The organism is Streptomyces sp. H39-C1 (genome assembly GCF_027158125.1).
Classification (GTDB): domain Bacteria; phylum Actinomycetota; class Actinomycetes; order Streptomycetales; family Streptomycetaceae; genus Actinacidiphila; species Actinacidiphila fildesensis.
This window is the reverse complement of sequence record NZ_JAPVLS010000045.1, coordinates 15,026-27,470: the sequence shown is the minus strand read 5'-3', so window position 1 is coordinate 27,470 and position 12,445 is coordinate 15,026. Positions and strand designations below refer to the sequence as shown.

Genomic DNA, 12,445 nt, shown 5'->3' with positions numbered 1-12,445 from the left:
AACAGCCGTACCAGTAAGAACACCGCGCTGGTAATAGCACCGCGCAAGCGGGTGAACAGCTCGCTGGAACGTTCGACGACCGACCTCCGCACGGTATGCCTCCCGGTGCTGCTCAACTGATCAACCGTCAGAACTGGCTGGTGCGCCGGCCCTGCACTGGAGGGTTCATGAGATCGATTCCGCGAGGCCGGCGTACCTGGGCCGGCATCGTCACCACGGTGATGGCCACGGTCGCGACGCTCGGTGCGGCGGGTCCGGTACCCGGGCACCACGACGACCTCGGCCCGGAGATCAGGGCGATCATGGAGAAGCCCGCCTATGAGCACGCCCAGTGGGGCCTGCTCGAGGTCGAGGGCTCGACCGGACGCGTCGTCCACTCGCAGTACCCGGACCAGTTCTTCATCCCCGGTTCGACGGGCAAGCTGGTCAGCGTGTCGAGTGCCTGGCACGCGCTGGGCGGCGAGCACCGGTTCACCACTCCCGTGCAGGCCCTCGGCCGCCGGGCCGGCAGCGTCCTGAACGGGTCGCTGGCGCTGGTCGCGCAGGGCGACCTCACCATGGGCGGCCGGACGAAGCCGGACGGCTCCGTCGCCTACACCCCGATCGACCACACGTACGCGAACGATGTTCCGGGCGCCACGCTCACGCCCGAGAACCCGCTCGCGGGGCTGGACATGATCGCCCATCAGGTCCGCCGGTCGGGCCTCACCAAGATCCAGGGCGACGTCGCCATCGACTCCCGGATCTTCAGCACCGCCTCCGCCCCGCAGCTGGACCCGCTCCCGACCCCGCTCATCATCAACGACAACGTCATCGACCTGCTGACCACCGCGACGACCCCCGGCCGCCCCGCGCAGCTCAGCTGGCGGCCCCAGGTCGCGCCCTACCAGGTGACGTCGACCGTGAAGACGGTCGAGGCGGGCGGCACGACGAACATCGTGGTCAACGCCTCGCCGGACGGCACCCGCATCAGCCTGTCGGGAACGATCGCGGCCGGCGCGAAGCCGGAGCTGCGGATCTCCCCCGTCCAGGACCCGGCGGCGTTCGGGCGCACGGCACTGATCGAGGCGCTCGCCCGGGCCGGCGTCACGGTCACCGCCCGGCCGACCGGACCGAACCCGTCCGGCCTGCTGCCGCGTTCCTACGACGGTACGCAGCGCGTCGCCGCGTACGTCTCGCCGATCTTCGCCGAGTACACGAAGCTGATCTTCAAGGTCAGCCACAACCTCGGGGCGAACCTCACGATCTGCCTGATGGCCGTCTCGACGGGCAGCCACGCGTGCGCGGACGGCTTCCCCGTGATCAACAGCTTCCTGCGCCAGGCCGGCATCGACCCGACCCAGGTACAGATGCTCGACGGCCGCGGCGGCAACCCCAATGACCGGGTCACCCCGCGCGTGGAGGACGAGATCCTGCACTACTGGCAGGGGACCGAGGAGGCGAAGCGCTTCCGTGAGGCGCTGCCGATCCTCGGGGTGGACGGCTCACTGACCTCCGTCTGCGAGGGCTCTCCCACCTGCCCGGGCAAGGGCAAGGTATGGGGCAAGCCCGGCACCTTCGCCGGCTACGACGCCGTCAACCAGCGGGCCACCGTCGGCGCATGGACCCTCGGCGGCTACCTCTCCGCGGGCCACGGACAGCTGAACACCTTCTACATCGCCATGACCGGCGGCTCCGCCCCGGACATCAACGGAGTCCTCGACATCGGCAACGACGTGGCCCGGATCGCGGGCCTCCTGCAGCAGCAGGCGGAGGCCAGGAGCCGCTCCTGACGGATTCGCCGGTTGACGCATCGACGGATCGACGAGGGCCCGGACCGCGTTGTGCGGTGCGGGCCTTCGTCGATGAAGGTGCGAGATCCTGAGCTTCGTGCCGGCTCCCACCACCCTCAGGAAAGGGATCTCAACGATCGTGCGCCCCATACCCACCTGCGTGTTGAGCAGCAGCGCTCCGCCCTTCGCCGACGGCGGGCACGACCCGGACCGGTTCGTGGAGATCGGTTCGTTCACCAAGGTCCTGACCGGAACCGTGCTCGCGCGCATGACCGCCGCGGGACTGCTCGACCTGGACGATCCCGTGGAGCGCCGGCTCGACCGGGTGCCGGCGGGCACCGGAATCACCCTGCGGCACCTGGCCGAGCACACCTCGGGTCTGCCCCGGCTGCCGCCCGGCCTGTCGCGCAGAGACCCTTACGCGCCCTTCGACGAGGATGCGCTGTCGGCACTCCTGAGCCGTCTCGACTCGCTCACCGTCAGGCCCGCCGGGCAGACGGAGGAGTACTCCAACTTCGGCTACGCCGTCCTCGGTGCGGCGCTGGTCGCCGCCGCCGGCCGGCCCTACGAAGAGCTCGTGGGGGAGCACGTGCTCGACCCGCTCGGCGTGGACGAGGTGACGGCCCGGCCGCCCGCCGACCGGCGGCTGTGCGCCACCGGGTGGTTCGGGAGGGAACGCGCGCCGTGGACGATGACCGGAGCGATCCTGCCCGCGGGAGGACTGTGGGCCACCCCCCGCGCCACGGCCGACCTGCTCACCGGCCTGCTCCTGGACCGGACGTTGGGCCCGCCCGCACTGTCCTGGCAGTCGGCCGGCCCGCTGAAGTGGCACAACGGCGCCACCCGCGACGCCTCCGTCTTCGCCGGAGCGTTCCCTGAGACGGGCCGCTGGGTGGTGGTCCACCGACTCGGCGGAAGTTCCGAGGGCACCGATGAAGCCGCGGTGGAGCACCTCAGGAGGGCCGAAGCCGCCACCTGAGGTTTGCTCGTTCACCCCGGTCCGGCCGGTCAGGACAGGAAGCGCTCGATGGCCTCGCGGGCGCGGGCGTTCGAGGCCGCGGCGTCGGCCAGCGCCTGGGCCAGGGCGTCGATCCACTCGTCCAGGCCCACCTGGCGCCGCGTAAGCACGATGCCGCGCACCTCCTTGCAGACCTCCCCGACCACGACGCCCTTGATCGCCGCGAACTCCTCGGCCGACAACGCCAAGTCCCAGGCCTCGCCGACCCGGCTCCGCACCATCCGCGCGCGAGCGCCCCCGGCCGGGCCGACGTCTTCTCGGTCTCTCATCGGCTCCTGTGCCATCGACCTCTCGGCGCACCGCGCGCATCGCGTCGCGTCGTCGTTCCGGCGGCAGGGCATGACATCGGCGGAATCAGTGAAACGGTCTTCAAGAGATCTTGACCGACCGATGGCTACGCGAGTCTCCGTACCGGTCCTCCGGCCCCCGACGTCACCCGGGTGCCGCGCGTGCCCTGCTCGTACGGAGGGCCGGGCTGGCCGACGCTGGACGGGAGAATGCCGTCGAGCCGGGAGAAGCCATGAAACGTCAGATCAACTGATGCGCCGCTGCCGCGCTGGCCGTCATGCTCGGTTGGGCCGGACTGACCGGCTGCTCGTCGGACAGCCCTGCCAGCGCCCCGGCGTCCTCGGCAGCCTCCGCGGTCAGGTCGGGGGCGTCGTCCGCCGCCTCCGCCGCCAGCAGCGCGGCGGCATCCGCGGCCGCCTCCGCCCAAGCGGCCGCGTCGTCCGCGCTGGACAACGTCAAGGCGGCCTGGACGCGAAGGCAGACGTCACTCTCGGCCCCCTGACGACCGGATCCGACGGCCGGACGGACGTCCCGGTGAAGGTCACCAACCACGACGCAAAGTCCAGGCGCTACACCGTCCTGGTCAATTTCAAGAACCAGTCAGGCACCGTGGTCGACGTGAGTGCCCTCAACGTTCCCGAGGTCGCCGCAGGCGCCACCGCCGACGCCACCGCCCGGAGCAACCGGACCCTGACCGGTACGGTCACCGCCGAAGTCCTCAGCGCCTTGCGGTACTGACGCCACACACAACAGCCGACGCCGAAGCCGGCGAGTCCGATTGCGCCGAAGCCACGGCCCGTCAGCTCGTCAGCTCGTCATCTCGTCCTCGTCAAAGCCGAGGTCGTCCTCGATGCCCAACTCGACGGCCGCCTCCCACTTCAGCACCTTGGGGTGGTCGCCGATGGCGACGGCACGCAGGATCTCCTCGGCGCGCCGGCCACCGATCGCACCGAGCGCCTGGAGGGTCTTGAGAGAGAGGGCGTACGGAGGAGTCTCGGTCGGCAGGCGAGCCGTCAGCAGGGCATGCAGGGCGGGTACGGCATTCGGGTCCGCGTCGTCGCTGGCGACCTCGCCGAGGATCTCGACGAGGTCCTCGTAGTTGGCCGGCGCCGTTCCGTCGGCGATCACGGGGATGATGACGGCGGCGAGTCCCTCGGGGTGGGTGTCCACCGCCAGGTTGCTGAATTTCTCGAACAACCGCCAGTCCCCAGTGCGGCCGGTGTGCTCCGCCTGGTGCGACGGCCCAACCGGTCGTAAGTGTTGCTGATCGCGCTGCCGTTCAGGGTCTCGGTGAGGATCCGGCCCGCGGCGTCTCGGAGGTATGTCAGTTCCGCGTCCGGGTTGCTCGCGCGCAGCAGGCGGTTCGCGGCATCGAAGGCGAAGGACGCGGTCGCCGCGTCGGTACGGCTCTCGACCACCCGGCCCAGGGCGTCCCTGGTGTAACGCACGCTCTGGCCCGCGCCGTTGACCCGTTCGACCAACTGCCCCGCCGCGTCGTAGCGGTACTCGACCGCACGTCCGTTGAAGTCGACCTCACGGATCAGTCGGCCGGCCGCGTCGTACGTGTACGACCACGTCGCTCCCGCCGGATTCGAGACGGCGACGAGCCGCGTCGCCCGGTCGTACGTGTAGTGAACCGTGCCGTCGGGATCGGTGCGCGAAGCCGGCAGGCCGAAGCCGGCGGTGACGGTGCTCGTGACCGTACCCGCCGGATCGCGGTATTCCGCGGGATTGCCGTCCGCGTCGTAGGTCCAGGTCTCCCGGGCACCGTCGGACGCCACCGACCACGCCGGCAGGCCCTCCACTGTCCAGCCCAGGCGGGTGAGGCCGCCCATCGGGTCGCGCGTTCCGACGACCCGGCCGAACGCGTCCCGGTCGTAGCGCTCGGTGCTCCCGGTCGGATCGGTGAGCGCGACGGCCAGACCGGCTTCGTTCGGCTCGATGCGCGTAACGCCGCCTATGGGGTATCTCGCCCATGGCGAGATGTGCTGTACGCGGACGTATGCGCGGTCTACGCGGGCATGACGCCGTGGATCCGGGAGAGGGTGAAGACTCGCTCGTCGTCCCTCAGGTGGCACCAGGCGTCGAGAAAGGGCGGGTCGAGAGCGAGGCGGCTGAGGGTGCGTACGGTGCGGCTTCCTGAGGCGGCGACGTATTCGACCGTGATGGCCGTACCGGCGTCGAGGGCATGGGCGAGCTGGCGGACATCGCTGTACGACAGCTGCTTCGCATACCCGGAGACGATTTCTTCGGTGTCCGTGCCGTAGGGCACTCCGCTGCCGAATGGGTCGGGGGCCGGGGCGGTCGGTGGGGCGGTGAGCAGCTGGGCGGCCACGGCGTTCAGGTCGACAGGTGCCGGGGCCTTCGCCGCGCGATTGGCCGCGCTCCGGAGGGCCGCCCTACCACCTGTTCTGCGGGGGGCCGGGATGGGAGTGGCGGCCCGCTGAGGCCGGGCTTTCTCGATGCGTACGGTTCCCTCGGCCGTCTCGGCGACGGGGGCGTAGCCCTCGGCACGGAGGGCGGTGAGGGTCGCTTCGACCGGGCTGCGGCTGAGCAGCACCGTCGGGGCGAGCTGCCGCAGGCCGAGCCTGGAGAGCTTGCGGTGGGCGGCGAGTTCGGCCAGGAGCGCGGGCTCCTCGCCGTGGATGACGCAGACGGCGGGGGCGACGCGCACGCGGCCGTGGCTGCGTGCGGTGTCGGCGATGAGGTAGGACAAGGGCTGTGGCAGGGGCCCGGCGGCGATGGCGGCCAGGTCGGCCGCGATGTCGTCGGGGATACGGCCGGCGTCCAGGGCTCGGCGGACGCTGCCGGCGCTGAACCGCCACACTGATGCCGTGCCGCTGGCCTCCCGCTCGGCGACGGAGTCCAGGAGCGAGGCAAGCCGCGCGGACGGTGTGCCGGTGACGACGGCGGTGAGGTCGGCGCCGATCCGGGCCACTGCGGTGGCCGCGGGCAGCAAACGCCGGCACTCGGCGCTCAGCCCCTCCGTGTCGTCCGTCCGCAGGTGGATGCCGAGGACGGACACGACGCCGCGAGCGAGTACGCCGAGGAGCTCGGCCTCACGGATCACGGCGGCGAACGGCGTTCCGTCCTGGGGCGACGAGTCGGCGAGCGGGCGTTGCCAGGCGATCAGGGGTCCCAAATCCGCCGTGACCCTCGCGCCCTGCCCTGCCGGGAGCTGTGCGGCTGCGGCCAACAGCCCGTGGCGGGCCTGCACGCAGCCGTTGCAGGGCGGTGCTCCGGCGAGAGCGGGAAGCGCCTTGTTGTCCTCGTCGCGCGCCTGGGTGGGGGTGAGCGGCAGGTTCCGCCACGCCTGAAGCAGTACGGCGAACTGCTCCGGGGGTTCCTGTTCCGCCCAGGCGTCGTACGCCTCGGTGGGAGCCACGCGATCGCCGTTCCGGTCCAGGAGCCCGGCAGCGTACGCAGTTTCGAGAGTAAGGCGCACGACGGCGTCGTCGGCCTGGGCGGCCTTGCCGATCCGGGCCAGTTCACGCGCACCGATCCCGCCGGACTTCAGCCGGGCCGGCGCAGTCGCCGAGCAGACCGACAGGACCGAGACAGCACGGGAAGTGAACGCCGCAGCCGCGGCCGACGCCTCGCGGTCCACCTCCTGCGGGGTGACAGGCGTCAGCGGCGCGTAGGGCGGAACGGGTTCGAACGGGGCGTGCCGGCCGGGCCCCCTCAGCGCGAGCGCCACCTCGGCGGGCATACGGGCCGGACCGTAGCGGTGACGGTCCTGGATCAGGAGCCCCCGGTCCGATGCCCATCGCTCGCCCGGTTCAAGCCCTGGATCGGGAGTGCCGAACACGACGAATTGCGAGGGCTGCCCCGGCCCGGCCGCCGCCTGGCGTTCGAGCAGCTTCCGCGCCGCCGCGGGGGCCTTCGCGACCACCGAGACAATCCGTTCCGGGTCGCTGTGGTGCTCCATTAGCGCGGCCAGTCGCTGCGGCCTGGTGCCCGGTGGCTTGACGCCCAGTGCCGCCAGCATGCCGCGCAGCTCCTGGGACGTCGTGCCCGCCAGCAGTTCCTTCAGCGGAGCATCAAGCCCCAGGGGTGCGTCCCATGCCTGCCGCAGCGGTCCGGCCATGCGGAGCTGCCCCGCGCCGTCCGGCCAGACCAGAGCATGATCGGCCAACACCTCCAGCACGTCGTCCAGCTGGCGAGCGGCTTCGTCGTCCGCCGCTCCCAGCAGCTCCGCCAGAGCATCGCGCGATGCGGGCACCCCCAGCGCTGCCAGCGCCTCGGCCACCTGGAAGTGCGGCAGCGCGAGTCGCGGCAGAGCCAGTGCCACCGATCCCGGGCGCTGCAGCCGGTCCGCCAACTCCCCCACCGAGCGCGGCTCCGGAGGGGAAACGGCGTCCTGCCGTGTCCCGAGCACGCGAACCAGATGAGAGCCGTCGAGGCTGCCCAGCCATGTCGCCAGCGTTGATCGGGACTTCATGCGGGGACACCTCGCCAGACCAGGGAAATTCGTGACGGGGCCGAAGCCCCCGGGACCGGTTCAAGGATGGCGTATCACCGGGATCCTCGGTGCCGCATGAGGGCAGGTTCACCGCTGACGGGCGTTGGCGGCTTGTCGGCCACCTCCAAATTGCGCCGCGAGCGAGCCGACCGTTCACCGAAATGTCCCGATTGGGAGCTGGTAAGAGCAACCAGGAGTGCAACCGGTGCACGCCAAGAAGCCGAGCCGGGGTCGCGGCTCGGCTTCTCGTTTTGCCTGTTCAGGCAAGTGCGGAGGATACGAGATTCGAACTCGTGAGGGGTTGCCCCCAACACGCTTTCCAACTGTTCGTCCTGAGGTACGCCTGGGTTCGTCACCGTTCTGAGCTGGGGAGCAGCACTGGCCAGAGCGCCACTTGGACGCACTTGAACGGGGGCGAATGCAACCCGAACTGCAACCCTCCGAGCTGCGAGGCGCTCATCCGGATTCGCCGGGATGTGGAGTGCCGAGTGCCGTTTCGTAAGGAGGGGCCTTGGTGGGGATGGCGCGGACCTGTTCGTTGGAGTGGTGGATCGCGGCGGCGATGCGGTGCAGTCCCCGACCTTCCAACTGTCCGCCCGGGGGTCCGGGCAAGATCAGGGGCATGCTGACCTCTGGCCGAGTGGTTCGGCATGGTCGTTCGGACGGTGTCGAACGGTAGGAAGGCCCACAACTTCGATGGCCGGCGATCAGCAGGTGCGCGGCAGTCTCCGCCTCAATTCACGGGTGAGGGTTGAGGAACCGTCTGGGTGTTGTGGTCCGGCGTTGCCGCCTGGTGGTGTCGAACGCTCTGGCGGCGGGCTCCGAGGTCTTTCAGCCGCATGGCCGGGCGTTCGACCAGGTGCCAGGAGAGCATGGCCACGATCAGGGTGCCGCCCAGGGCGAGTCCCAGGTAGGCGCCGAATCCCCAGCGTGCGCCACCGAGCGCGGCGAGGGCCTGTTCCACGACGAAGCCGTAGATGTAAATGCCGTACGAGTAGTCGTGCTTGCGGCCTATTCGCTGGAACGGCTTCGGCAGCCGGATCGCCAGCCACAACAACAGGTAGGCGAAGGCCGGGACACCGAAAGCGAAAAAACCGCCGTAGCGCAGCGTCAGAAGGAGAACCAGGCCGCAAACTACGCCCAATGGATCGCTGACCGGTACGCGCTCCTTGTACAGCTCGATCAGCGCACCGAGGGCGAAGGCGAAGCCCAGGTAGACAACCCAGTCCACGTCGAGGACGCCCATCAGCGGAACGTCGAAGGGCCCGCCGTGCTGTGCGGCGGCGGCTCCGGACATGTAGCGGTTGTTTATCGCATCGCTCAGGACCAGCCAGCCCATGAGGACGGTCACGGCAAGGACGGCGCGCCGGGCGCGGGTCAAGGATCCGGTCAGGGCGAGCAGCGCCACACCGAGGTAGCAGAGCACCTCGTACTTGAGCGACCACAGCGCCCCGTCGAAGGCATCGTTGAATGCCAATCCCTTGGCCCTGGCCGTCTCCATGACACCGGATACGCCCCACTGATCGACGCCGACTGCCCAGTTCGCCCGCAGATACGCAAAGGGTCCGTGCGCGTGGTCCCAGAAGCCCGCCATGTCATCATGCTGGCGCCAGTACAGGAGCGGCGCCACGACCAACGCCGTGACCGCCAGGCATACCCACAGGCCGGGCAGCAGTCGCAGTCCGCGATGCCACAGGAAGCGCCCGACGGGGAGCCGGTTTCCGCTGCGCGTCACGAGAATGCCGGACAGGAAAAAGAATCCGAACACGGACATCTTTCCGAGGTCGATCTGCCCGCCCGAGAACGTGTGGCCGAACTCACGGCCACCGAATCCGAGGATCCGCGCATGTGACACCACGACGGCGGAAGCCAACAGCAGCCGCAACAGGCCCAGGCTGTTGGCCCGACCGGAGAACAAATCTGAGACCGGGCCATGCGACCAGCGGAAACGGGACAAAAGGGCACTGCGGCCGTGCATGGCGCTCCTCGCGAACGGTTCCCGGAGGGGCGCTCTGCTGTTGTGACAGGAATGATCAGTTTGTGTGGAGAACGTATGGGTGTCAAAGGAAGATCACAGCTTGCGGGCCCTATACCGTCGCGACCTACCGCGTCCCCGGTCCCAGGCCACCGCTCCCAGCCACCCAAGACAGAACGCTCCCAGACATGACTTCGCCCAGCGTCGGCTCGTCGGCATAGTGGCTGACCCTGTAAAGCGTCGTCCGGCCGGAGGCGCACATACGAGGCGGGCATGCTCTCCAGAGAGCATGCCCGCCTCGTATGTGGGGTCGGCGAACAGCGTGGGGGTTAGTTCCAGCTGCCGGTGATGGCGACGGTGGTGGGGGTGCCGGGGATGCCGGTGGGTTCGTCGGCGGGGTCCCACTGACGGTTGGCGTGGCGCAGAGTGTGGCGGATGTGTCCGTCGGTGGTGACGAGGGCGGTTTGGAATTCCCCGTCCACGGCAGCGGCGTCGATGCTGGTGCCGGCGTTGTGGCCCATGACGCCGCTGAGGTCTCCGAACGCGGTCCAGGTGCCGTCGGCGGCACGTACTCCGTGGGCGATGCCACCGGTGGTGCCGGTGATCACGGTCTGCAGGTCGGTGCCGGTGCCGGCGAAGGCCATGCCAGCGACCGGCCCCACGACGGTGGTGACCTTCGGGGTGAGTTCGCCCCATGCGGTCCAGGTGCCGTTGGCGTGCCGGACAGCATGGAAGGCTTTCTTGTCCGCCACGACGCCGACATGCGTCTCAGTGCCGACCTGTGCGGTGGTGACCTGAGTGGCATTGCCCAGCACACCGACCGCCGCGCTGACGTCACCCCACTTGATCCACTTCCCGGCCGGGTCCTGGACGTTGTGGTAGATCCGGCCGTTCGCGAGTGCGATCAAGCCCAGGCCGCTGCCGGTGGAGGTGACCGCGATGCGGGTGAGTCCGGGCAGGGCGCCGGTCTCGGCGGTGAGGTCGCGGAACTTCACCCACGTTCCGTTGGGGCGCCGGGTTCCTTCGTACAGGTGACCGTCCCCGCCGATGGCGAACACGTAGTTCTGCCCCGAGATCGCGGCATCCGCGGCGACCTTGACGTCGCCGATGCTGCCGGCTGCTTGCTGGACGTCACCGAACGCGGACCAGTCGCCGTTGCTGTCGCGGAAGGTGTGGAACAGGCCGCTGCTGGTCGTGGTCAGCATCTGCAGCTTCCAGGGCGTCAGCGTGCTGGCCGTACTGTCCTTGATCCACTGACCGATGTCGTCGACGCGGGTGGCGACGGCTCCGGTACGGGTCTCGTCCGATCCCAGGCAACCACCCTGCCACGAAGTGCTGGCCACCGCGGCCAGTTCGAGACGGCCGCTGACGTCCCGAAAGGCCGGGGCGCCGGTGTCGCCCTTGCAGACCGCGGTGCCGTCGAGGTTCACGGAGGTGGCGTTGACCTGGGTGGCGGTGAACGTGGCAGTGTGCAGGGTGTCGGGAACCCAGGTGTCCTTGGTACGGCCGTAACCGGCCCCCTTGAGCGCCTCACCCACGACCGGTGCCGTCGTAGCTGGATGCAGCGGAAGGACACCGGGGACCGGGGTGTCGAGCTTGGCCAGGACCAGGTCCCGGTCGGTCCGGGGGACGAGCTCCACGATCTGGCGCACCACGCCGGCGCTACCGGTCAGGTCGATGCGGCCGATCGTCGCGCTGGACTTCAACTTCGGCGCCCCGGCGGCCAGCGCAAGCGGCTGGGCCGGGTCGTCGGCGAAGCAGCTTGCCGCGGTGATGACCCACTGGTTATTCAGGAGCGTGCCGGTGCAGCTGCGGCTGGTGTCAGCGGTACCAATGGCGAGCTTGGCGGTGAACGCGGACGACGTGCCGGTGGCCGGGTCGCCGTCAATCGCGTGAGCAGCGGGGGCACCGGTCAAGGTGGCGGCCAGGGCACACGTGGCGAGAAGCCCGGGTATCCACGGGGCGCGTGAGCGTCTGTCAAACACGATGTTATTTCCTTACATCTGCACATCTGCTCGAAGGCAGGAGAGGGACGCGCGTCAGCAAAAGCTGCGGGCGGGTACGAGCCACTGCCTGCGAGGTCGGACGGCGCGCCGCTGTGTCAGCGGGGCGAACACCCAAGGAGGCAACACAGGGCCGATCAGCCAGTAACGTGGAGTGCCACGAGAACGGATTGGGCGCCCCCGACGGTGCCTTCGCCGACGCCCTTGAAGCCGCCCTGGGGTACGTCGACCGTCTGAGTCTCGCCCCCTGCGGTGAGGCCGGCAGTGATCGGGTGGTCCTGGGTCTTGAGGTAGAACACCCGGGGGACTTCCAAGGCGAGATAACCAGTCTTGGCGTTCACCTTGAAGCAGTAGGTTCCGGCCCTGCCTACCGTCTCGTCCTCGACGGTCATGACCTTGATCTGTGCCGCAGCGTCGGCGCAGTCGACCAGCAGGATGTGGCCGTCTCCCTTGATGAGCTTGATGCCCTTGTCCGCCAGAACCTTTGCGGCATTCGGGTACGCGAAGTCCTCAACCGCAGAGGGCGGTGCGGTGTCGTCGGCTGCGACGGCAGGGGAAGCGGTCGAGGCCAAGGAAATGCCCCCCACCAAGGCAGCAACTGCGCTGAGGAGTGCAGCAGTAAGTAGCGATCTACGGGCGCGAGATGACACCGACGGATCCTTCCGGGCATGGGTGAGCGCCGATCCGCGGCCCCCCACAGATGTAATGAGCGAGTAAAGATGCTGTAGGAAAATAGCACGACTTGATCACCGGTCCAGCTTGCCGCGCGGCACAACCAACGCCGCATGCGATGGAAGAATGGGAATCTTTGCAGGTCAGCGACATCCATAGGGAGGGTGGAAGTTGATCGCCGGGACTGCCCGGCACACGTCGAGACGTCTCAGCGGATAGGCGAGAGATCCCGATTCATCCCCTTCGATTGCGCTG

Annotated in this window: 11 protein-coding genes; 3 read left to right on the top strand and 8 right to left on the bottom strand. The window is 69.3% G+C overall.

All coding sequences use genetic code 11. The features are described from left to right. Positions 1-167: 167 nt before the first annotated feature. Positions 168-1,772, top strand: coding sequence for a D-alanyl-D-alanine carboxypeptidase/D-alanyl-D-alanine endopeptidase (gene dacB, locus O3W51_RS27135; protein ID WP_198358609.1), 1,605 nt, complete (start codon positions 168-170; stop codon positions 1,770-1,772). A gap of 139 nt (positions 1,773-1,911) precedes the next feature. Beyond that, positions 1,912-2,751 carry a serine hydrolase domain-containing protein gene (locus O3W51_RS27130; RefSeq protein ID WP_138356227.1) on the top strand — a complete coding sequence of 280 codons (840 nt, stop codon included), beginning with the start codon at positions 1,912-1,914 and terminating at the stop codon, positions 2,749-2,751. Between the two features lie 29 nt (positions 2,752-2,780). Here O3W51_RS27130 and O3W51_RS27125 read toward each other — a convergent pair whose 3' ends face one another. Next, on the bottom strand, positions 2,781-3,059 hold the full coding sequence (locus O3W51_RS27125) for a hypothetical protein (protein ID WP_269287608.1): 279 nt from the start codon (positions 3,057-3,059) through the stop codon (positions 2,781-2,783). 259 nt (positions 3,060-3,318) lie between these two features. Further along, entirely contained in the window at positions 3,319-3,537 is a 219-nt protein-coding gene (locus O3W51_RS27120) for a hypothetical protein (RefSeq protein ID WP_138356225.1), read from the bottom strand. Between the two features lie 75 nt (positions 3,538-3,612). Between O3W51_RS27120 and O3W51_RS27115 the strand changes: the two genes are divergently transcribed. Beyond that, positions 3,613-3,816, top strand: a complete 204-nt coding sequence (locus O3W51_RS27115) for a hypothetical protein (RefSeq protein WP_138356224.1) — start codon at positions 3,613-3,615, stop codon at positions 3,814-3,816. A 69-nt stretch (positions 3,817-3,885) separates the two neighbouring features. On the opposite strand, the gene O3W51_RS27110 is transcribed toward O3W51_RS27115, so the two are convergent. The 6 genes from O3W51_RS27110 to O3W51_RS27085 all read right to left on the bottom strand — a co-directional run bounded on the left by O3W51_RS27110 (position 3,886) and on the right by O3W51_RS27085 (position 12,090). Then, positions 3,886-4,248, bottom strand: coding sequence for a hypothetical protein (locus O3W51_RS27110; RefSeq protein WP_269287607.1), 363 nt, complete (start codon positions 4,246-4,248; stop codon positions 3,886-3,888). Next, positions 4,203-4,913: a hypothetical protein gene (locus tag O3W51_RS27105; protein ID WP_443048344.1), complete on the bottom strand. Its 711-nt coding sequence runs from the start codon at positions 4,911-4,913 to the stop codon at positions 4,203-4,205. Before O3W51_RS27105 ends, O3W51_RS27110 begins: the two co-directional genes overlap by 46 nt. 176 nt (positions 4,914-5,089) lie before the next feature. Then, the gene (locus tag O3W51_RS27100; protein WP_138356222.1) at positions 5,090-7,519 is read right to left on the bottom strand and encodes a helicase-associated domain-containing protein; all 2,430 of its coding nucleotides are present in this window, start codon (positions 7,517-7,519) and stop codon (positions 5,090-5,092) included. Positions 7,520-8,273: 754 nt separating this feature from the next. Beyond that, entirely contained in the window at positions 8,274-9,518 is a 1,245-nt protein-coding gene (locus O3W51_RS27095; RefSeq protein ID WP_269287605.1) for an acyltransferase family protein, read from the bottom strand. A gap of 326 nt (positions 9,519-9,844) precedes the next feature. Continuing rightward, positions 9,845-11,500 carry a S1 family peptidase gene (locus tag O3W51_RS27090; RefSeq protein WP_269287604.1) on the bottom strand — a complete coding sequence of 552 codons (1,656 nt, stop codon included), beginning with the start codon at positions 11,498-11,500 and terminating at the stop codon, positions 9,845-9,847. 155 nt (positions 11,501-11,655) lie between these two features. After that, a complete protein-coding gene (locus O3W51_RS27085; protein ID WP_269287603.1) occupies positions 11,656-12,090 on the bottom strand; it encodes a hypothetical protein in 435 nt (144 codons plus the stop codon). Positions 12,091-12,445 lie beyond the last annotated feature (355 nt).

Coding starts and splice junctions, on each gene's coding strand:
- dacB (WP_198358609.1), top strand. CDS start 168: ATGAGATCGATTCCGCGAGGCCGGCGTACCTGGGCCGGCATCGTCACC.
- O3W51_RS27125 (WP_269287608.1), bottom strand. CDS start 3,059: ATGAGAGACCGAGAAGACGTCGGCCCGGCCGGGGGCGCTCGCGCGCGG.
- O3W51_RS27105 (WP_443048344.1), bottom strand. CDS start 4,913: ATGGGCGGCCTCACCCGCCTGGGCTGGACAGTGGAGGGCCTGCCGGCG.
- O3W51_RS27100 (WP_138356222.1), bottom strand. CDS start 7,519: ATGAAGTCCCGATCAACGCTGGCGACATGGCTGGGCAGCCTCGACGGC.
- O3W51_RS27095 (WP_269287605.1), bottom strand. CDS start 9,518: ATGCACGGCCGCAGTGCCCTTTTGTCCCGTTTCCGCTGGTCGCATGGC.